This is a genomic window from Mycolicibacter senuensis, assembly GCF_002101885.1.
GTDB lineage: Bacteria > Actinomycetota > Actinomycetes > Mycobacteriales > Mycobacteriaceae > Mycobacterium > Mycobacterium senuense.
In genome coordinates this window covers 78,129-100,618 of sequence record NZ_LQPS01000039.1, presented here as the reverse complement: position 1 = coordinate 100,618, position 22,490 = coordinate 78,129, and the positions used below count along the sequence as shown (strand labels likewise).

The 22,490-nt window shown below is 71.5% G+C and carries 7 protein-coding genes; 3 read left to right on the top strand and 4 right to left on the bottom strand.

Annotated features, from left to right (window positions below; translation table 11 throughout):
* Positions 1-25 precede the first annotated feature (25 nt).
* Positions 26-439 (top strand): GtrA family protein, encoded by a 414-nt coding sequence (locus AWC24_RS12650; protein ID WP_013831008.1) that lies wholly within the window; start codon positions 26-28, stop codon positions 437-439.
* A gap of 2 nt (positions 440-441) precedes the next feature.
* Here the strand turns inward: AWC24_RS12650 and AWC24_RS12645 are convergent, their stop codons facing one another.
* Positions 442-825, bottom strand: a complete 384-nt coding sequence (locus AWC24_RS12645; protein ID WP_085085387.1) for a type II toxin-antitoxin system VapC family toxin — start codon at positions 823-825, stop codon at positions 442-444.
* Complete coding sequence (locus tag AWC24_RS12640) at positions 822-1,079, bottom strand: ribbon-helix-helix domain-containing protein (protein ID WP_085085385.1); 258 nt, start codon at positions 1,077-1,079, stop codon at positions 822-824. The genes AWC24_RS12645 and AWC24_RS12640 overlap by 4 nt, the downstream gene beginning before the upstream one ends.
* A gap of 105 nt (positions 1,080-1,184) precedes the next feature.
* Here AWC24_RS12640 and AWC24_RS12635 point away from each other — a divergent pair, with 105 nt between their 5' ends.
* Positions 1,185-1,430 carry an antitoxin VapB family protein gene (locus AWC24_RS12635; RefSeq protein ID WP_013831009.1) on the top strand — a complete coding sequence of 82 codons (246 nt, stop codon included), beginning with the start codon at positions 1,185-1,187 and terminating at the stop codon, positions 1,428-1,430.
* Positions 1,415-1,819: a type II toxin-antitoxin system VapC family toxin gene (locus AWC24_RS12630; RefSeq protein ID WP_085085383.1), complete on the top strand. Its 405-nt coding sequence runs from the start codon at positions 1,415-1,417 to the stop codon at positions 1,817-1,819. The genes AWC24_RS12635 and AWC24_RS12630 overlap by 16 nt, the downstream gene beginning before the upstream one ends.
* A 136-nt stretch (positions 1,820-1,955) precedes the next feature.
* Here AWC24_RS12630 and AWC24_RS23360 read toward each other — a convergent pair whose 3' ends face one another.
* Both AWC24_RS23360 and AWC24_RS22490 read right to left on the bottom strand, forming a co-directional pair.
* Positions 1,956-4,574 carry a PE family protein gene (locus tag AWC24_RS23360; protein ID WP_163705453.1) on the bottom strand — a complete coding sequence of 873 codons (2,619 nt, stop codon included), beginning with the start codon at positions 4,572-4,574 and terminating at the stop codon, positions 1,956-1,958.
* Positions 4,575-5,100: 526 nt separating this feature from the next.
* Entirely contained in the window at positions 5,101-22,401 is a 17,301-nt protein-coding gene (locus tag AWC24_RS22490) for a beta strand repeat-containing protein (RefSeq protein WP_163705455.1), read from the bottom strand.
* Positions 22,402-22,490 lie beyond the last annotated feature (89 nt).

Genomic DNA, 22,490 nt, shown 5'->3' with positions numbered 1-22,490 from the left:
TAGGACGGGCGTTTAAGCTTCCCGGGTGGCCGAGACGACGCAGCCCAGTCATCTGCACCTGTCCACCCAGGTGTGGCGCTTCCTGGTCACCGGGGCACTGTCGGCGGTGGTGGACTTCGGGCTGTACCTGCTGCTGTATCTGGGCGCCGGGCTCGGCGTCGATGCGGCCAAAGCGATCAGCTTCGTGGCCGGCACCGTCACCGCGTATCTGATCAACCGACGCTGGACTTTTCAGTCCTCGGCGCACACCGGGCGGTTCGTCGCGGTGATGGTGTTGTACGCGTTGACATTCGGGGTGCAGGTGGGCCTCAACCACTTGGTGCTAAGGCTGCTGGACTACCAGCATTGGGCGCTGCCGGTGGCGTTCGTGATCGCGCAGGGCACCGCAACCGTCATCAATTTCATCGTGCAGCGGACGGTGATCTTCCGGGTGCGCTGAGCTCAGGCGAGCGCGAACGGCGGTTCCAGGCCGGGGAACATCGGAAAGTGCCGAGTGTTCAAGGTCGCGAGATCTAACCCGTTGACATCGGCGGTCGCCGCAATCAGATAGTCCCCCAGCCCGATACCGCCGTGGCTGCGCCGGTAGCGGCGCATCAACTCACCCGCGCGACGCCCCACCAGCTCGGTTGCGGCTTCGATGCGAAACGCCGACAGCAACCGCCACACCGCCTGCCGCTCCGCCGACCGCATCCCGCCCACCACCTCGGCGACAGTGACCACGCTGATCGCCATTGAGCCTTCGTGGCGCGCCCGGATCAACCAGTCACGGGCCGTCGGATGCCCGCGCAGATGCGCGATCAGCACATCGGAGTCAACGAGGATCACCGCCCGTGATCCCAGATCTCCGCAAGATGCTGTTCACGTTCGCCGGGGTCGCGGGAGGGGGCTTCAACGTCGCGCAGAGCCCCGAAGGAACTCTCGATCGCGGAGACATCCGCACTGACGGTGCGGTCAACCCCGGCGAGGGCGCGGTCGACGAACCGGCGGATCAACTCCGCACGGGAGACGCCTTCTTGTTTGGCCAGCAGATCAAGGCTCGCGGTTTGATCCTCATCAAGGTAGATGTTGGTTCTCCGCATACACCACAATGTACATCGGGTTTGTGGAGGGCGCTGGGCCGCATCGGCCCCGTTCGGGGGCATGATGCCTAGTCAACATGTATCCATGCATGTATACATGGATACATGGCCACCAAGACGATCTCGATTGACATCGAGGCATACGAGCGACTCCGGGCGGCGCGTAGTTCGCCGGGCGAATCGTTCTCACGCGTGATCAAGCGGGCACACTGGCGCAACGAAGCCCGCACCGCGGGCGCGTTGCTGGCAGCCCTCGCCGACCTGCCGACCGCAACTGCGGATGTACTCGACCGCCTCGATGAGGCACAGCACATGGACCTCCCGCCGGATGATCCGTGGCACTCCGCGTAGGCGTCGACACGACGTTTCTCATCGACCTGCAGCGCGAACGGGCCGCCGGCAAGCACAACGGGTGCGCCCACCGATTTCTGAGTCAATCGCCCGATACGGAATTGTTTCTCTCGACTGTCGTACTCGGTGAATTCGCTGCAGGATTCGACCGCACCGACGATCCGATCGTTGTCAGTATGCGTGAACGCCACACCCTCGTCCCGGTCGATGCTGAGATCGCTTTGACGTACGCGAGGGCCACCCGGGAGCTACGCCGCCGCGGAGAACTGATCGGCAGCAACGACCTGTGGATCGGCTGCACCAGCCTGCAACTCGGAATCCCGGTCCTGACGGCCAATCCCGCGGATTTCCGCCGCATCGACGGACTCGGCGTCATCTCCTATCGCTAGGACTGGTTGCAGCCGTTGCGCCGTCGGTCCGGGCCACGACGGCATCGACGGGTGCGCTGAAACGTCAACGGTCCCCTGCACCCCCCGCGCAGGGGACCGTTGACGTCAGCCCGCGAGGCCCGTCGGTGAACCGGGGCTAGGGGTTGGTCGCGCCGCCGGCGGTACCGGGTTCGCCATTGGGGCCGGCGGCGCCGGGATCACCGGACGCGCCCTTGGGCCCGTTGGGCGTTCCGGTGCCTCCTTGGCCGCCGGAGACGCTGCCGGCACGCGATCCACCGGTCCCGGCCGCTCCACCGGCACCGTCCGCGCCGCCGTCCTCGCCCGGCACCCCGGTGCCGCCGGCACCGCCGACACCGCCGTTGCCACCCCGACCGCCCAAGCCACCGTTGCCGGAGACGGTGCCGCCGCTGCCGCCGTCGCCGCCCTGGCCGCCGGCACCGCCGGGCGTGCCGGGGTCGCCGGTGTTGGGATCACCCGCGGTTCCGGGTCCGCCGTTGCCGCCGGCGCCACCGCTGCCGCCGTTGCTGTTGTACGTCCCGCCGTTACCGCCGTTGCCGCCGTTACCGCCCTTGGCGCCCGGGGCGGTGGCGTCAAAGCCGCGCCCGCCGGAACCGCCGCCGCCGTTGTTGGCGGTGCGAGGCGCGCCATCGGCGCCGGGAGCGCCTTCGTGGGCGCCGCTGCCGCCGGCCCCGCCCTGGCCCACCTCGCCGGCGTCGCCGGCGTCGCCACCGTTGCCGCCGTTGATGTGGTCGGCTGTTCCGGCCGCACCGGTGCCACCAGCGCCGGCACCACCGTTGGTTCCGCCGTAACCGCCGCGGCCACCATCACCGGCGGTGCCGGCGTCACCGGTGCCCAGCACCTGGCCGGCCGCGCCGCCGTCGCCGCCCGTACCGCCGTCACCACCGTTCCCGCCGTTGCCGCCGTGGGCGCCGTCGCCGTCGCCGGTGCTGAAGTCGCCGTCGGCGGCCTTGCCCAACGAGGTACCGCCGGCACCGCCACCACCGGCGTTGCCGCCATTGCCACCGTTACCGGCATTACCGGAGATCGATCCGCCGTTGCCGCCATTACCGCCGGCCCCGCCGTCGCCGCCGTTGCCGCCATTACCGCCGTCGTCGCCGCTGTCGGCCTTGAGGCCGGAGCCGCCGTAGCCACCGTAGCCGCCCTGGCCACCGTCGCCGCCGTTGCCGATGTTGCCGCCATCGCCGCCGTCACCGCCCTTGCTGCCGGTCACGCCACCCACCGTGGAATCGGCCGCGTTGCCGGTCGACCCACCGCCGTTGCCGCCCTGGCCGCCGTTGCCGCTGGCCGCGGGCAACTGGCCATTGACGCCGTCGGCGCCGTGGTTGCCGCCTCCGCTGTCGCCGCCGGCACCACCCTTGCCGACCGCACCGGCATCCCCGCCGTTCCCGCCGGCGCCGCCGTCACCGCCTTGGCCGACGCTGGCGAACGCCCCGGACGTGGGGACCCCGCCCAGCCCGCCGTTGCCACCTTGGCCGCCGTCGCCGCCGGCCCCGCTGTTGCCGCCATCGCCGCCAGCGCCGCCGACGCCGTGCGCACCGGCGTGGGCTCCAAATGCCTGCGCGGCGCCACCGACACCGCCCGCGCCGCCGGTACCGCCATCGCCGCCGCTGCCGCCAGTGCCACCGTTGCCGCCGGCCCCGCCGGTCCCGCCGTCGGCCGCACCGTTGGTGACCATCAATCCGGATGAAGGCCCGGTGAGGTTGTGCATTCCGCTGACGGCGTGACCGCCGTCGGAGCCGTTGCCGCCATTGCCCGCGGCACTGCCGCTTCCACCGTCGGCTCCCGCGCCACCAGCCCCGCCGGCACCACCGTCACCGGCAAACAGCCCGCCGCGGCCACCGGCGCCACCGGTACCGCCGTTGCCCCCGGTCTGGCCGTCGGCGCCGTTACCGCCGGTGCCGCCGTTACCGCCATTGCCGGCGATCGCATCCTGGTCGGCGGTGGCGTCACCACCGGTCCCGCCGTCGCCACCGTCCTGCCCGCCCACACCGTCGGCACCGTCACCGCCGTTGCCGCCGGTGGCGTCGCCGCCGGGGTCGGTGTCGGTCTGGCTTTCGCCCGGGTCACCGGCGTCGGCCGGCCCGGTGGTGGATGGGTTGACGCCGTCGGCGCCGATCTTGCCCGCGCCGCCCGCACCGCCGGTGCCACCCGCGCCGAACAGGAAGCCGCCGTCACCACCGACGCCACCGCTGCCGCCGTCACCGCCGTCGATGCCCGCGCCGGCGGCACCACCGAAGCCGAAGAATCCGGCGTCTCCGCCGACCAGCCCGTTGCCATCGGTGTCGATACCGCCGGTGGCCCCGTCGCCGAACAGGAAGCCGCCGTCGTTCAGGTTGCCCAAGCCCAGCCACCCGAACATCGAGTCGTTGGTGCCATCCCAGGCGGCATCGCCGTTACCGATCAAGCCGCGGCCGAACAGGTCGATCCACGGATCGTTGATCTGCGCGATCAGCGCAGTGTTGTCGGTATCGGCCAGCCAGCCCTCGAGGTCGGCATGCAGGTTGGTGAAGACGGTCATCGCGTCGTCGCCGTTGAGGAAACTGATGTCGCCGGTCGCGGTCCCGAACAGGTCGGTGTTGAGGATGTCGAACAGGTCGTCGAGGTCGGCGTATGCGGCCGGTGCGGCGACCACCGGAGTCATGCCGAACGCCAGGAACGCCGCCGCGGCACTGGTTGCGCCGAACACCCGGCGGGACTTCTGGCTGCGCGAATGCCGCGACTTACGAGCTGACATGGTGTGTTTCCCCTCAGATAGTGACGTAGTTGAAGTTCTCGGGATCAGGACTGGTGGCCGCCGTTACCGCCGGCGCCGGTGCGGAACGCGTCGAAGTCGCGCAGGAAGTCGTCGGTTAGGTCGCCGGGGCAACGGGGTCCAGTCGGGCCAGGCCGAACGCGAGGACGCCGGTCACCTGGTTGCTACGACGAGCTATGGAACGGTTTTGCCCACGGCCCGACACACTGAGTCACGTGGGTGCCCTCCGGATCAGGCGGCACGAGCGGCGCGAATCACCGTCGGGATACCGGTGGGGCCCGCCCGCCGCGGGCGGCCCGAAAAATTCTCCCGAAGATCGAGGTGGCCCCTCCGCGGTACCAGGTGCCGAACGACGGAGCCACGCGTCGAGTGCTCTATATGACAGCGATTGGCCATGGAAGTACGAAATAGGCTGCGGGCCAGTCGAATTGTTCGGCCGGCTGCGCGGATTGATACGGTCCTTCTCCTCGGACACGTATCAATTCGCGCAGCCGGTGCGGCGAGCAGTCTAGGGGTTGTTCGCCCCGTGGCCGCCGTCGTCGCCGGATGTGCCGTCGGCCTGGCCGTCGCCGCCATTTTGGCCGTCGCCGCCGGTAGCGCCGGTGCCGGTGCCGCCGTTGCCGCCGGTACCTCCGTGTCCGTCCCCGCTCGGGCCATCGGTGCCGCCAGCGCCACCTTGGCCGCCGGCGCCGCCGACACCGTCGTCAGTGCCGATCGCGTTGCCGATGCCACCCTTGCCGCCGTCGCCACCGTCGGCGCCGGCGCCGCCGGCACCGCCGTTGCCGCCGTTGCCGCCGGTGGCGTCGGCATTGACATGCGGCCCCGTCGACGCTGTTGCCTCGACGCTGCCACGGCCACCGTCACCGCCCTTGCCGCCGACGGCACCATCGGTGCCGTTCTCGCCGCCGTCACCGCCGTGGCCACCTAGGGCGGTCCCGTCCACGCTGTTACCGGGCCCGGCACTGGACTGGCCATACACCGACCCGACACCGCCGTTGCCGCCGTCACCGCCGAGGCCGGCACCGCCGTTGCCGCCGGTACCGACACCGGTGCCGTCGGCGTGGTTCCACGAGACGACCTGGCCGACACCGCCGTTGCCGCCTGTAGCGCCCGCGGTGCCCAAACCGCCGTTGCCACCGGTACCGTGACCGTTTTCGACATCACCCTGGGTCAAGGTGAGGATCTGGCCGACACCGCCCTTACCGCCGGTGCCGCCGTCGGTGGCCGCGCCGCCGATCCCACCTTTAGCGGTGCTGTCGGTGAGCTCGAAACCGTTGCCACCCTGGATCACGGCGTCACCACCGTCGCCGGCCTCGCTGCCCGGCCCCGTGCCATCTCCACCAAGACCACCGGTGGCCGCGCTATTGCTGACGGTGTTGTCGGGCAGTTGAACGTTGTTGTCATCGACCCCGGCTGTCACCGCACCGAGGCCACCATCACCGCCGACGCCCTGATCGCTGCCGTTTCCGCCGTTGCCGCCGGTCGCGGTGCCCCCGGACAGCGAGGTGTTGGCGCCGGCCGCGTGGACGATACCCAGGCCACCGTGGCCGCCGGCACCGCCGTCGGCTCCGCTGCCGCCGGTTCCGCCGGTAGCGGTGCTGTCTATGACCGCACCGCCGTAGGCAGCCGCGATCTGCGCATCACCGCCGTCGCCGCCGGTGCCGCCGTTGGCGTCGCCGACGCCGGCCGCACCGGCGTGAGCAGCGCTATGGGTGACCGAGCTGTCCGTGCCGTCGACGATGATCGACGCATTACCGCCGTCAGCACCTCCGACGGCGTTGGTCCCGATCGCGTCGCTGCCGGTGACGGAGCCGCCGTTCTCGGCTTTGAGCCAGCCGTAGCCGCCGTTGCCGCCGGTCGTGCCGTCAGCACCGCCGGCACCGCCGTTGCCGCCGGTGGCGCTGCTGGCGGTCGCCGCGGCATTGCCGTTGATGGCCTCGACCTTGGCGTATCCGCCGTCGCCGCCGTCGCCACCCTCAACACTGCCGTCACCGCCGTTACCGGCGGTCGCCGTACCGCTGGCAGAACCGCGAACACCTTGGACAAAGGCGCGCTCGCCGTTACCGCCGTTGCCGCCGTGGGCATCGCCGCCGTTACCGCCCGTAGCCGCACCACTGGCCGTGCTGGTGGCGTCTCCACCAGCAACCACCTGGCCCATCCCGCCGGTACCGCCGGTAGCACCCGCCGCCGTGGCATCACCGCCGTCACCACCGGTGCCAACACCGTCGGCCTTGGCCCCACTGTTGGCCAGCACGATCCCGATGCCACCCTTGCCGCCGTCACCACCATTGGTCGCGTCGCCACCGGCACCACCGATACCGGTGCCTTCAGCAGTCCCGCCGCCCAGGTCGTTGTAGTTCGACTGCACCCAGGCTGCACCACCGGCGCCACCGGTGCTGTCGGCACCAGTGCCGCTACCGCCTTCGCCGCCCGTCGCGTCACCCGTGGCACTGCCACCGTTGGCGTTCACCGAACCGATACCGCCAGCACCGCCCTGGCCGCCGTCGATACCGTCCCCGCCAGCGCCGCCGGTCGCACCGTCACCGGTGCCGGTAGCCACGCCACCCGCCGTGGCGCTGACCTCGCCCACACCGCCGACACCACCGATACCGGTGCCGATCGCCTTGCCACCGGCACCACCGGTCGCGGTGCCGCTGGCGCTGCTGTCCGCGGTGTCGGCAGAGATCGTGCCCATGCCACCAGCGCCACCCGCACCGCCGGCGTTGCCGTTGACGTCACCGTCGCCGCCATCACCGCCGGCACCACCAGTCGCGGTTCCGCTGACCGAACCGAGCTCGCCGCCCAGACCGACCTGACCGGAGGCACCAGCACCGCCCGCGCCGCCGTTACCGGTGTTGGCGGCGTCGACATAGGTGCCACCGGCACCACCGTCACCACCGTCGCCACCGGTCGCCGTGCTGCCGACGCCGTCTCGGACCGCACCAACACCGCCGGCACCGCCCTGGCCACCCTGGGCGCCGTCGATGCCGCCGTCGCCGCCGGTGCCGCCGGCGCCGCCGGTGCCCGTCGCTCCGGTGATCGTGTTACCCACCGCGTTGGAGATAGCGCCGACGCCGCCCTGGCCGCCGTCACCAGCGTCGACACCCTTGCCACTGTCGCCGCCGACACCGCCGGTCGCCGTACCTTGTGAAGTGCCGCCGTCGGTGGTGAAGGCCCCGATGGAAGCCATGCCACCATCGCCACCGCGGGCGCCGTCATAACCGTCGCCGCCGTTACCTGCAATGGCCGTACCCGCAGCGTGGGCGTTGCCGGCAGGCCAGCTGGAGAAGCCGCCGTTGATGGTGGCGTAGTTCACCAAGCCAGTGCTGCCACCGCCGACGCCGCCGTCGATGCCCTTGCCGCCGGTACCTCCGATAGCCGTACCGGTGGCGGTGCTTCCGATGCCGTGCGAGGAGACGCTGGCCGCAGAACCGCTGCCTCCCGTACCGGTGTTGATGCCCGCGCCGCCGTCACCGCCCTTGGCGATGCCATCAGTAACGGTGCCACCACCGCCGGCCTGAACGACACCCGTTTGCCCGCCGCCGCCGATGCCGGCATCGCCCATGCCACCCGAACCGCCGGTGGCAACGGTGTCGCTGCCGGTGACGGTGCCGCCGGTGGTCGCCTCGATTCCGGCCGCAGCGCCGCTGCCGCCGGTACCGCCGTTGATAGCCTGGCCGCCCTCACCACCGGTCACGATGCCGCCGTCGATGACACCACCGCTCGCGGCCGTGGCGGACGCGGCACCGCCAGCGCCGCCGGCGCCGCCGTTGCCATCGGTCCCGCCGGCACCACCGGCGTTCACCGTGACGTCGGTGATGCTGCTGTCGACACTAGCGCTGACACTGGCCGCACCACCGGTGGCCGTGTCGGAGCCTTCACCACCGGTCACGTGGGTGTCCTCGATGTGGGAGCCGTCGGTGGCGGTCAGTGAGGCCGCACCACCGGCAGCGCCGGCACCGCCGTCACCACCGGTGACCGAGCTGGTGGCCACGGAGCTGTCCGTCCCGACGGTCGCGGTGGCGCTACCGCCGGCCCCGTTGACACCGCCGTGGCCACCATCAACCTCGAGACCGTTGACGGTGCCGCCGGTGACGGTCATGTTAGCCCCACCACCGGCCCCGGTACCCGTACCGGCGTTACCACCGGTGAGGTGAGCATCGGTGACATTGCCGCCGCCGGTCACGGTCAGGCTGCCCGAACCACCCAGCGTGGTGTCGGTGCTCTGCCCCGCCGTCACCGAACTGTCAGCGACATGACCACCATCGGTGGTGATCCGCGCCCCCGGACCCTGCTTGGTACCGGCACTGTCACCACCCGTGACGTGGCTGTTGGTGATGGTGTCACCGTCACCCTTGGCGTTGATCACCGTGTCCGAGGCCACCCTGCCGTTAGCCCCGGGAACCCCGGCACCACCGTCACCGCCGGTAGCGGTGCTGCCCGAGATGGTCGAATTTTCCCCATTGGCCTGGATGTAGGTGTAGCCACCATTACCACCCACAGCCCCAGCACCGGTGGCGTCACCACCAGTACCGGCAGTCGCGATGCCATTCGCGGTGGCATGGTCGCTCAACGCCTGGACCGCACCGCTGAAGCCGTTGCCGCCCTTGCCACCGTCGTATCCGTTACCACCCTTGCCGCCGTGCCCGGCACCGCTGGCCTCGGCACCGGCACCGCGAGCGACCACACTGCCGCCACCACCGTTGCCGCCCGTACCCGCACCGGTCGCATCACCACCGTTGCCGCCGTGACCACCGGTGGCAACACCGTGCGCAGTACCACCGGGACCAGACCAGGCCCCTTGGACATTGGCGCTACCACCGTTGCCGCCCGTACTGCCCACGCCGGTACCCACACCACCGTCACCAGCTGTGGACTGACCGTAGGCAGTCCCGTCCTGGCCCGCAGTCACCTGCGCGAAGCTACCGTTACCACCCTTGCCGCCATCGACACCAGCACCACCAGTGCCACCCTGGGCAATAGTGGCCGCCCCGTCGTCGTCGGTCACCGTGCCACCGTTGGTGACAAAGGTGTAACCGGCACCACCGGCACCACCCTGACCGCCGTTCTGGCCTGCACCACCGTCACCGCCGGCGGCCTGAGCCAGACTCGAGTCACCAGCGACACCGATCGTGCCATCAGAAGCCCGCACGATCGCCACACCACCGTTACCACCGGTCGCACCGGAGCCGTCCGCAGCACCACCGGTGCCGCCGGTGGCGTTACCCGAGGTGTGCTCGCCGTTACCGACGATCACACCCTCATTGGTGATACCGGCATCAACGAAGGCGTCACCACCGGCACCCGCCTGCCCATCGAGCTCACCAGCACCACCGTCACCGCCCTGGGCCGTGCCCTCAGCAGTGGTGTCAGCCCCATAAGCCCCCACCCGAGCCGCACCACCAGCACCACCGGAACCACCAGTGCTACCGGTGTTACCAGCACCACCGATCGCGTGACCATCGGTGACCGCGCCACCCTCCTGCGCCCAGACACTGGCGGCACCACCAGCACCGCCCTTGCCACCGTTGGCATCACCGGCACCGGCCTTACCACCAACAGCGGAACTGTCGGTGACAGAGCTGTTTGTACCGTCAGCACTGACACTGGCCGCACCACCGGCCACACCGTTGACACTGTCGGCAGCGGTGGCGGTGCTGTTCGTGATCACGCCACCGTCGGTGGCGGTCACCGTGCCGGTGCTGCCCGCCTTGCCGGCACCCGAGTCGCCGCTACCGCCGTCACCACCGGAGGCCGAACCACTGGCCGCGCTGCCGCTGTCGGCCGACAGGGAGGCCGCACCACCGGTGCCGCCGACACCGCCGACACCACCGTTCCCGCCGTCACCGCCGACCACACCGTCGCCCAGAGCGTTCGCGGTGCTGTCGTTGGTCGCGCTCAGGGTGACCGAACCACCCTGCCCGCCGTTGTGTCCGTCGCCGCCGTTACCGCCGACACCACCGCTGGCCGTGCCGCTCAAGGTGCTGTGTTCACCATCGGCGGTCACCGTGGCCGCACCACCGATACCGCCCTTGCCACCATCGGCACCGTTACCGCCGGTGCCACCGATCGCGTGCGCGTCCTCGATGGTCGCCCCGTTGGTGGCGGTCATGTTGCCCGCACCGCCACGACCCGCCTCAGCCGTACCGTCATTGCTTCCGGCGTCACCGGTCTTCACCGAACTGTCCGTGATCGAGCTGCCCGGACCGTCAGCGGTCATGGTGGCGAACTGCGCACCCCCGGCACCACCGTCACCACCGGTGACGGTGCTGCCGCTGATGGCACCACCATTGCTGGCGGTCATCTGCGCATACGGGCTGGCCCCGCCGCCGACGGCTGCGTCGCCACCGACGACATGGCTGTCGTCGATGGTCGACCCACCAGTCGCAGTCATCGTTGCGGCGCTGCCACCGTAGTTACCGACACTGTCGCCGCCGTGCACCGAACTGTCGGTGATCTGGTCACCGCCAGCTGTCGGACCACTGTCACTGCCCGTCGACATGCTGGCGTTGCCGCCACCGGCACCGTTGACACCGTTACCGCCGGCGCCACCCTGCCCGCCCTGGGCTTGGCTGCCGTCAATCGTGCTGCCGTCGGCATATGCCTGCAGATTGCCGGTACCGCCGTTGCCGCCCTTCATGCCGTCAGTGCCGGCACCACCGTCACCACCGTGAGCGGTGGCATCGGTGACGTGGCTGTTCTCTCCCAGGGCACGCGCCCACCCGGTACCACCGTTGCCGCCGGTACCACCGTTGGAGGCATTGCCGCCAGTACCACCAGTACCGCTGCCGCTGGCCGTCGCCCCGTCGTTGAGCGCCGACACCTGACCGGTAGCCCCGTTACCGCCCACACTGCCCGTGCCGTCGGCGCTACCACCGGCGCCGCCCGCTCCGGTGCCGTCAGCGGTGGCGTTGTTACCACCGGCCAAGACACTGCCCAGACCGCCGGCACCACCGGTGCCGCCACCGGTGGCATCACCTCCGATACCACCGGTCGCAATGCCACTGGCCGCGCCACCGTCACCGCCGACATCCTTGTAGCTGTCGTGGAAACCGCCACCAATCTGGCCCATACCTCCAGCACCACCGGTGCTGCCGTCGCCAGTGCCCGTACCACCGGCACCACCGGTGGCCTCACCAGTGGCACTGCCACCCGAACCGCCGATGTCACCCAAGCTCGTGGCCACCTGGCCGGTACCGCCCGCGCCACCGGTACCGCCGGCGACGCCTGCGCCGCCCTCACCGCCGCTCGCGGTGGCGTCGGTGATACTGCCGCCATTGGCCGCCGCGACCTCCGCGTCACCACCCTGGCCACCGGTGCCGCCGTTAGCGTCACCGACCCCACCGTTACCAGCACTGGCAATGCTGTTGGTGACTTCGCTGTTTGCGCCATCGGCGCTCACCGTGGCCGCACCGCCGGCAGCACTGTCACTGGCGTTGCCGCCGGTCGCTGAGACCGTGTCGATCACGCCACCGTCAGTGGCCGACACATCGGCGCTCCCACCGACACCGCCCGAGCCGCCGTCACCACCGGTGACGGTGGCATTGCTAACCGAGCTGTCCGCACCCACAGACGTCAGGGTCGCCGCGCCGCCGTCGAATCCATCACCGGCTTTGCCGCCGGTCACGGTGCTGTCGGCGACACTGCCACCGCTGTTGATCACCAGCGAGGCCTGGCCACCTGCGGCGTTGTCGCTGTTCTGGCCGCTTTCGACCGTGACGTTGGAGACGCTGCCGTCGGTGACCGTCATCGAGTTGTTGGCACCGTTGGCGCCGTTGACGCCGTTGGCTTCGCCGTCGGTGCCATCGCCGCCGTTGACGTGACCGTCGGTGATGGTGCCACCGTCGGCGGTCATCGTTGCGCTGCCGCCGCTGCCGCCCTTGCCGCCGTCGGCCACGGCGTTGCCGTCCCCGCCGTTACCACCGCTGCCGCCGGTCGCGGTGCTGTCGGAGCTGACGGAACCACCGTTGAGGGTGGTGATGGTCGCATTGCCACCACCGGCACCCGCGCCGCCGTCGAAGCCGTCGCCGCCCGCGCCGCCGTTGCCGCCATCGCCGCCGGTGGCGGTACCAGTGTCGGGATCGGCTAGCGCCTGGCCGCCGTTGGCTCCCGCACCGCCGGCGCCGCCGTTGGTGCCGCCGGCACCACCGTTGCCACCGTTACCGCCGAAGCCCGTGGTGCCGTCACCGTTTCCGTTGCCACCCATGCCGCCGCGGCCGCCGTCGCCACCGTCGCTGCCGACGCCGTCGCCACCGTCACCGCCGGTACCACCGTTACCGCCGGTAGAGCTGGCGCCGGTGGAGGTCACACCATTGGAAACAAAGATGTTGGCCCAGTAGCCGCCGCCGCCGTCGCCGCCTTCGGCACCGTCCGTACCGTCGAGACCACCGTTGCCGCCGGTTCCGCCGGTCACGGTGCCGTTCGTGATGGTGCTGCCTGTGTCACTGGCGTTGAGCCAGGCACGCCCACCGTCGCCGCCGTCACCGCCGAGGCCGTCACCGCCGTCGCCGGCAGTGGCGTTGGAGCCCGTGATTTGTCCGCCGTTCAGGCCGGCGATGTTGGCGCTGCCGCCCTTGCCGCCCATAGCACCAGCAACGTTGGCATCGCCACCGTTGCCGCCACTGGCGTGGCTGTCAGAGACCACACCCGTTCCGCTGGACAGCAGGAGTCCGTAATCACCGTCACCACCGATACCTCCATTGGAGGCGTTACCGCCGTGACCACCGGTCGCGGTACCGGCCGAAACACCGCCGGAGGCACCTTGATAGCCGGCCTGGACCCAGCCGTCGGAACCGCTACCGCCGATGCTGTCGTCACCGGTGGCGTTGCCGCCATTACCGCCGGTGGCCGTACCGCTCGCGGTGCCGCTCGCAGCCGCGTTGACCGAGCCAATGCCACCAGCGCCGCCGACGCCACCGTCAGTTCCGGTGCCGCCCTTACCGCCGATGCCCTCACCGCTGGCGTGGGCGCCCGCGCCGTGGGCGTCGATTTCGCCGTCGCCACCGTCGCCGCCGGTGCCGGTGCCGACAGCATCTCCGCCCGCACCGCCGGTGGCGGTGCCGTTGGCGGTACTGGCCGCGCCGTCAGCGGCGATCAGCCCCTGCCCGCCGGTCCCGCCGTCACCGCCCGCAGCGGTGGTGGAGCCGTCGCCGCCGCTGCCGCCGGCGCCACCGGTCGCGATACCGCTGGCTGCCCCACCGTTGCTGGAGATGACGGCCGCGCCGCCACCACCGCCACCGCCGCCACCGCCGTAACCCGGGCCGGTGGCGTCGCTCACGGCACCGCCGCCGCCCGCTCCACCGGATCCACCGGTCGCGCCGGTGCCGATGCCGGCGCCCATACCGCCGGCACCGCCGGCACCGCCGTTGCCGGCCGCACCACCATCGGCCGCCGCGCCACCGGTGCCGCCGGTACCACCGGTGCCACCGGACTGGGCGATCAGCGCGCCGCTGCCAATGCCGTCGCCGTCACCACCCTGGCCGCCGGTACCGCCGTCACTGGACGTGCCCGCGCTGCCGGCGTTGCCGTCGCTGCCACCGGTACCCGTACCGGCCAGGCCAACGGCACCAGCCGCACCGCCCTCGGCGCCGTTACCGCCGTTACCGCCATCGCCCGCGACGTCACCGCCGCCGCCGCCGGCACCGTCACCACCGTCGCCCGCGGTACCGGCGTTACCACCGTTACCGGCGTCACCGCCGTCGCCCGCGGTACCGGTGGCGCTGGCACCGCCCACAGCGCCGTCACCACCGGCGCCACCGGCACCGGCGTTACCGCCATCAGTGCCGGACTGGCCGCTGCCGGCCGGGGCGGTCCAGCCCGTACCGCCGTTACCGCCGTTACCGCCGTTGCTGCCGGTAGCGCCCTGGCCACCATCGCCGCTGACACCGTCGGTGCCGGTGGCCGAGCTACCGCCGGCGCCGCCGTCACCACCTTGGCCGTACTGGTAGCCCCCCGGCGCCCACGTGACGGGCTCACCACCGGAGCCCTGCCCGCCGGCGCCGCCGTTACCCGCGGCCTGACCCGGCAGCGCATCGCCACCGTTGCCGCCCTGGCCGCCGTCACTGTTCGTGCCGCCGTCACCACCGTCACCGCCTTGACCACCGTTGCCCGAGCCGGCCGCGCTGCCACCGGCGCCGCCTTCGCGGCCCACGCCGCCCCAGCCGCCGACGCCGCCCTGGCCGCCGTTGCCGCTCAGGCCGCCGTTGCCGCCGTTGCCGCCAACGGCGGTGGTGTTGCCACCATCACCGCCGCTACCGCCGGCACCACCATTGCCCGTGGCACCCAACGCATCACCGCCGGCACCGCCGACACCACCCCAGCCGCCTACGCCGCCCCAGCCACCGTGGCCGCCATTACCGGTACCGGTCGCATCCCCACCGTTGCCGGCCACCGCACCCGCGGCACCGCCATTGCCACCGGCACCGCCGACACCACCGTCACCATCGACTGAATCACCACCGGCACCGCCCGATCCGCCGCCGAGGTTGTTCGTACCACCGGCGTTGCCGCCGAGACCACCGTCGCCGGTTCCGGTGCCGTCACCACCGTTGCCACCGGAACCGCTCTGCCCCGCGTGGCCGCCGGCGCCACCTGCGCCACCGGTGCCCGTCCCGAACGCGGTGCCACCGGCGCCACCGCCGGCACCGTTTCCGCCCGACGAACCGTTGCCACCCTTGCCGCCATCACCGTCGGCCGCGGTCGAATCCGAACCCGCACCGCCGTTTCCAGCGTTACCGCCGGCACCACCGGCACCGCCGGCACCACCATCACCGGAGCCGAGCGCGTCACCGCCGCCACCACCCAAGCCGCCGTTGCCACCGCGACCACCGTCGCCACCGTCCTGGCCGACACCGTCGGCATCCGACACGCCGGCCGAACCGTGACCACCATTACCGGCGGCACCACCTTGGCCGCCGGCACCACCGTGGCCGGTTCCCGCGCCCTGACCGCCGGCGCCACCATGGCCGCCATCACCAGCTTGAGCACCCTCGATACCGGCGTTACCGGCCGCAACCGCCGACCCATCGCCGCCGTCACCACCAGCACCGCCAACACCACCAGCACCGCCGGTGCCCTCCACGGACACATCACCGCCGGCACCACCATTGCCGCCGAGACCACCGGGACCAGCGGGGAAAAGAGCCTGGGAGTCCGAACCACCAGCACCCTCACCACCGTTACCACCGGCACCACCGTTACCGGTGGTGGCGTCACCACCACGGCCACCATTGCCGCCCGCACCACCAACAGCAGGTTCAAAGGCAGCACCCGCACCGCCATCACCGCCGCGGCCGCCATCACCGACCGAGCTGGCAGTACCGCCATCTCCACCATTGCCGCCGGCCTGGCCGACCGGGATAGGACCGACCAGGTAGAAGCCCTCGCCGTCGCCGCCTTGACCGCCGTTACCGCCGCCGCTACCGGTGCCCGCAGTGCCGTCGTCGCCATCACTGCCACCTGCACCCGCGCCGGCCAGACCGACGTTGCCGGCCGCACCGCCTTCGGCGCCGTTACCACCGTCACCGCCGTCACCACCGGTGTTCGTGCCGCCGCCACCGGCGCCGTCACCGCCATCACCGGCCGTGCCCGCGCTGCCGCCGTTGCCAGCGTTGCCGCCATCACCGGCGTTGCCGTTGGCGCTGGCGCCGCCCGCGCCACCGTTGCCTCCCAGGCCGCCGGCACCAGCGTTACCGCCGTCACTGCCGGATTCACCACTGCCAGCCGGGGCGGTGTAGCCGTGACCACCGTCGCCGCCTGTGCCACCGCTACCGGCATTACCGCCGTGGCCACCGGCACCTGCAATCGAGCCACCGGCACCACCGGCACCACCGTTACCACCGGTGCCGCCTACGCCACCCTCAGTGCCGTCGGTGTTGCTGTCGGTACCGGCATCGCCGGCCAGACCGGTGGCGCCGTCACCACCGTGGCCGCCGGCCCCGCCGTTACCGTGGTCGCCACCCTTACCACCGGCGCCACCGTGACCGCCCGCGGTCCCCGGCACAGCACCTGGATCGGTGGCTGCGTTGTAGCCGTCGCCGCCCTTGCCGCCGTTGCCGCCGGTGGTCGGCGTGGCACCATCCGTACCTGTTTGACCCGCGGTCGCGCCGGTGCCGACCTGGCCGGCCTCGCCGCCGGTACCGACGTTGCCGCCGTCGCCGCCCTTGCCGCCTTCTGTGTTGATGGCATCGCCATTCGCGCCGTCGCCACCATTGCCGGCCGCGCCACCAGCGCCACCATCACCGGCGTTACCACCGGTGCCGGTGCCGCTGCTACCACCGTTACCACCGGTGCCGCCGGTGCCACCAGCGCTGCCGTCTTCACCGGCATCGCCGGGATTGACACCGTTTTGGCCGTTGTAGCCGGCACCACCGGCACCACCGGTGCCACCGTCACCACCGTCGCCATCGGTGGCACGCGTGGTCCCATCGATCTCTAGGCCGCCCTTACCGCCATCACCACCGGTGCCACCGTCACCACCGGTACCGCCGTCGACACCCAACGAACCGGCCTCACCGATGTGGCCGGTTCCACCGTGGCCGCCGTCGCCACCGATACCGGCGGTGCCGTCATCACCACTGTCAGCCGTACCGCCCTTACCGAGCCCACCGGCACCGCCCTTGCCGGCATCCCCACCGGCACCACCAGCGCCACCGGCATAGCCATCGAGGTGGGTGTCGGTGCCATCAGCACCATCAGCACCCCGACCACCAGCACCACCGGAACCACCAGCACCACCGACACCGCCCAGGCCCAGCTCACCAGCCGTGGAACCCGAGCCGCCAGCACCACCGGCACCACCAGCACCACCATTGGTGCCCGACTCACCAGCACCACCAACAGCACCGTCACCAGCACCTTCGACCGCGTCGGTGCCCGACTGACCCTCATAGCCCGCACCACCGGCACCACCGGTGCCACCATTACCACCGACGCCATCGGTGGCACGCGTGTTGTCGACCTCTAGACCGCCCTTACCGCCGTCACCACCGGTACCGCCGTTGCCGCCGTTACCGCCGTCGACACCCAACGCACCGGCAGCACCTTCGAAGCCGTCGCCACCGACACCACCGTCGCCACCGATACCGGCCGTGCCGTCATCACCACTGGCAGCCGCGCCGCCCTTGCCGAGACCACCGGCACCGCCCTTGCCGGCATCACCACCGACACCACCAGCGCCACCGGCATAGCCGTCGAGGTGGGTGTCGGTGCCATCAGCACCATCAGCACCCCGACCACCGGCGCCACCGGAACCACCAGCACCACCGACACCGCCCAGGCCCTGCTCACCAGCCGTCGAACCCGAGCCACCGGCACCACCGGAACCACCGTTACCACCATTGGTGCCCGACTCACCAGCACCACCAACAGCACCGTCACCGGCACCTTCGGCAGCGTTGGTGCCCGACTGACCCTCATAGCCCGCACCACCGGCACCACCGGTGCCACCGTTACCACCGACGCCATCGGTGGCACGCGTGTTGTCGACCTCTAGGCCGCCCTTACCGCCGTCACCACCGGTACCGCCGTTGCCGCCGTTACCGCCGTCGACACCCAACGCACCGGCAGCACCTTCGAAGCCGTCGCCACCGACACCACCGTCGCCACCGATACCGGCCGTGCCGTCATCACCGCTGGCAGCCTGGCCGCCCGCACCGAGGCCACCGACACCACCCTTACCGGCGTTACCACCGGCACCACCAGCACCACCGTCATAACCATCGACATGGGACGCCGTGCCCTCAGCACCATCAGCACCGTCACCACCAGCGCCACCGGAGCCACCGTTACCACCCGCTCCACCAGCACCCTGCTGGCCCTGCGTCGAACCCGAACCACCGGCACCGCCGGCACCACCGTTACCACCATTAGTGCCCGACTCACCAGCACCACCAGCCGCACCGACACCAGCGCCTTCGACCGCGTCGACACCGTCCTGGCCGTCGTAACCGTCACCACCGGAACCACCGGCACCACCATTGCCGCCCACACCATCATCGGCACGCGTGTTGTCGGCCTCCAGGCCGCCCTGGCCGCCGTCACCACCGGTACCACCGTTGCCGCCGTTGCCGCCGGCCACACCCGCGGTGGTGGAGTCGGCACCTTCGAAGCCGTCGCCACCGACACCACCGTCACCACCGACACCAGCCGCGCCGTCATCACCGCTGGCAGCCTGGCCGCCCGCACCGAGGCCACCGACACCACCCTTACCGGCGTTACCACCGGCACCACCAGCACCACCGTCATAACCATCGACATGGCTTTGTGTGCCCTCAGCACCATCAGCACCGTCACCACCGTCACCACCGGAGCCACCGTTACCACCCGCTCCACCAGCACCCTGCTGGCCCTGCGTCGAACCCGAACCACCGGCACCGCCGGCACCACCGTTACCACCATTAGTGCCCGACTCACCAGCACCACCAGCCGCACCGACACCAGCGCCTTCGACCGCGTCGACACCGTCCTGGCCGTCGTAACCGTCACCACCAGAACCACCAGCACCACCATTGCCGCCCGCACCATCAGCAGCACGCGTGTTGTCGACCTCTAGGCCGCCCTGGCCACCGTCACCACCGGCACCACCGGCACCACCGTTGCCGCCGGCCACACCCGCGGTGGTGGAGTCGGCGCCCTGGAAGCCCTTGCCGCCCTGGCCACCGGCACCACCGACACCGGCCGAGCCGTCGGTTCCGTCGGCAGCTTTCCCGAGGCCATCGCCGTTGGCGCCACCGGTACCGGCCTTGCCGGCGTTACCACCGGCGCCACCGTGGCCGCCGGCGGTGCCATCCACATGCGAGGCGGTGCCGTCAACACCGGCAGCGCCTGCCGCACCGGCGCCACCGTTACCGCCATTGCCACCGACACCACCGAAACCGTCTGCGCCCTCGTTGGCGCCCTGGCCGCCGACGCCACCGACACCGCCGTCGCCACCGACACCACCGTTGGTGCCGGCAGCGCCCGCGGTAGCTCCGGTGACACCGTTGCCGCCGTTGCCGCCCTTACCGCCGGCGCCACCGGCACCACCATCGCCCTGAAGCGCGCGGGTGCCATCGGTCTCCAGGCCGCCCAGGCCACCATCGCCACCGGCGCCGCCGGCGCCGCCGTTGGTGCCGTCGATGCGCCCAACGCCACTGTTGGAGCCGTCTACACCGTCGAAGCCCTGACCACCGGCACCACCCTTGCCACCGACACCGGCCGAGCCGTCGGTGCCAGCCGCGGCGGTGGTGCCGTCACCGTTGTCGCCACCGACACCACCCTTACCGGCGTTACCGCCGGCACCGCCGGCCTGACCCGCCGTGCCATCCACGTGAGCCGCGGTGCCGGCAACACCGTCGGCACCCGCAGCGCCGGCACCACCCGAGCCACCGTTACCGCCTTCGCCACCAGCGCCGTGGCTACCCGCATTGGCGCCCGTGCCGCCGACACCACCGGCGCCACCAGCACCACCGTTGCCGCCGTGCTCGCCAGCCTCGCCGGGGTCGACTCCGGCCAACCCGTCATATCCGGCGCCACCCTTACCGCCGGCGCCACCGTCACCGCCATCACCAGCGGCCGCACGGGTGTTGTCGGCTTCCAGACCGCCCAAGCCACCGTTACCGCCGGCACCACCGGCCTGACCGGCCCCACCATCGGGGTTAGCTTGCGTGCCGTGGACACCGTCGGCGCCGTCCTTACCGTCGCCACCGTTACCGCCGACACCCGCCGTCCCTGCCGCAGCCCGACTGCCATCAGCCTCCACACCACCGATGCCGGCATCCCCACCGACACCACCGTTGCCGCCCGCCGTACCCGCAAGCGCCAAAGCATCAGCGGCGGCGTCATAGCCATCGCCGCCTTCGCCGCCGTTGCCGCCCTTGCCCGCGATGCCACTGGCGCCGCTGTCAGCGAAAACTCCGTTACCCGAAGAACCACCCGAACCACCGACACCGGCGTTACCGCCGTTGCCGCCGGCCTGACCGGCCCCACCATCAGGGTTGGCGGCATCACCCTGAGAACCGCCACCACCGTGGGCACCATCAGTGCCGCTACCACCCTTGCCGCCGACACCACCAGCACCATGGGTACCGGCGGTCGATCCGGTGCCACCGACACCACCATCGCCACCGACACCACCGTTGCCACCCGAGACTCCTGCCGCCGCGCCCTCGGCGACCGCGTCATAGCCGGCGCCGCCCTTGCCGCCGGCGCCACCGTCACCGCCGACGCCCGTGGCCGCCCGGGACCCGTTGGCCTCCAGGCCACCCAGACCGCCGTTACCGCCGGCGCCACCGCTGGTGCCGGCCGTGCCGTCGGGGTCGACTGCGGTGCCCGCTTCCCCGGCAGCACCGTCCTTGCCGTCACCACCGGCACCGCCGACGCCGGCCGCACCCGCGGCCGCATGCGTCGTGCCATCAGCCTCCAAGCCACCCAGGCCCGCGTCGCCACCGGCGCCGCCATTGCCGCCCGCGGTACCCGCGGCGGCATCATCGTCGGAGGCCGCGTCATAACCCTTGCCGCCGGTACCACCGCTGCCGCCCTTGCCGGCCGTACCGGCCGTACCGCTGTCGGCCTGACCGCCGGCGCCGTGGCCGCCGGCGCCGGCCTGACCGGCATTGCCGCCCTGCCCACCGGCGTGACCCGCCGCGCCGTCGACGTGGTCGGCGGTGCCGTCGGCGCCGTCCGCGCCGTCGCTGCCGTCACCACCTTCACCGCCGTCGCCGCCGACCCCGCCGGCGCCCTGAGCACCTGCGGTGCCCGCGGTGCCGCTACCCATGAACCAGCCGCCCGCGCCGCCGGCGCCCGCCTTACCGGCAGCGCCGCCGTTGCCGCCCTGGCCGCCGTTACCGGCGTCGGTTCCATCGGCACCGTCGCCGGTGCCGTTAAGGCCGTCCTCGCCGTCGCCACCGGCACCACCGGCGCCGCCGTTACCGCCCGCGCCGCCCTTACCGCCGGCGCCGAACAGGTACGAACCCCTGCCGCCGGCACCACCGTTACCACCGGCGCCACCGTTCTCACCGGCGCCGCCATTGCCATCCGGGGCCAGGATGCCGGCCAAACCGGCGGCACCGGCCACACCATCACCGCCTTGGCCGCCGGCGCCGGCGGTGCTGAACAGACCCCACAGGGCGGCGTCACCACCGATGCCACCGGTGCCACCGGCGCCACCGGCGGTAACCGCGTCGCCGCCGTCACCACCGGCGCCACCGTGGCTGAACCAGGAGAACAGGCCGGCAGCACCACCGGCACCGCCATCACCGCCGAGGTAGCCGTCCCCACCGGCACCACCGTCGCCACCGAACAGGCCACCCTGACCGCCGGCACCACCGTCGATCAGGCCGTCCGTGCCGTCGGCGTCCCAACCGGCACCACCGGTGCCGAAGATCCACCCGCCGGCCGCGCCGTCTGGGTTCTCCGCGGTGCCATCGGCGCCGTTGCCAAACGGCATCCACCAGTTGATCTCGTTCCAGCTGAACGCCGCAGAACCGGGCAGGTCGAAACTGGCCGCCCCGACACCGCTCAGATCCAGATCAGACAGGATCACATCCCAGACGGCCGGGTCACCCACATTGTCGAAGAATGGCGACCAACTGACCGGGTCCAACACCAACTGCCAAGCGTCCTGATCAGCCCAGTCGGCGCTCAGGGTAGTCAGGGCATCGCCCAGGCCCTCGCCGAACAAGTCGATGAGCACGTCGTCGAAGTCCGCGTGCGCTGGCTGCACTCCCAGCGGGGACATGCCGAAGGCGAGGAAGGCTCCAATCGCCGTCCCGGCGCCGAACACCCGGCTGCTGCGACGCCCCTTGGAACCACTTTGACGATGACGGGCCATGGCGGCATCCCCTTAACTATACATATTGACGGCATAGCAAGATCTTCAGAAAGAAAGGTTAACATCTATTCTGAGCCAGTCAACTGTTG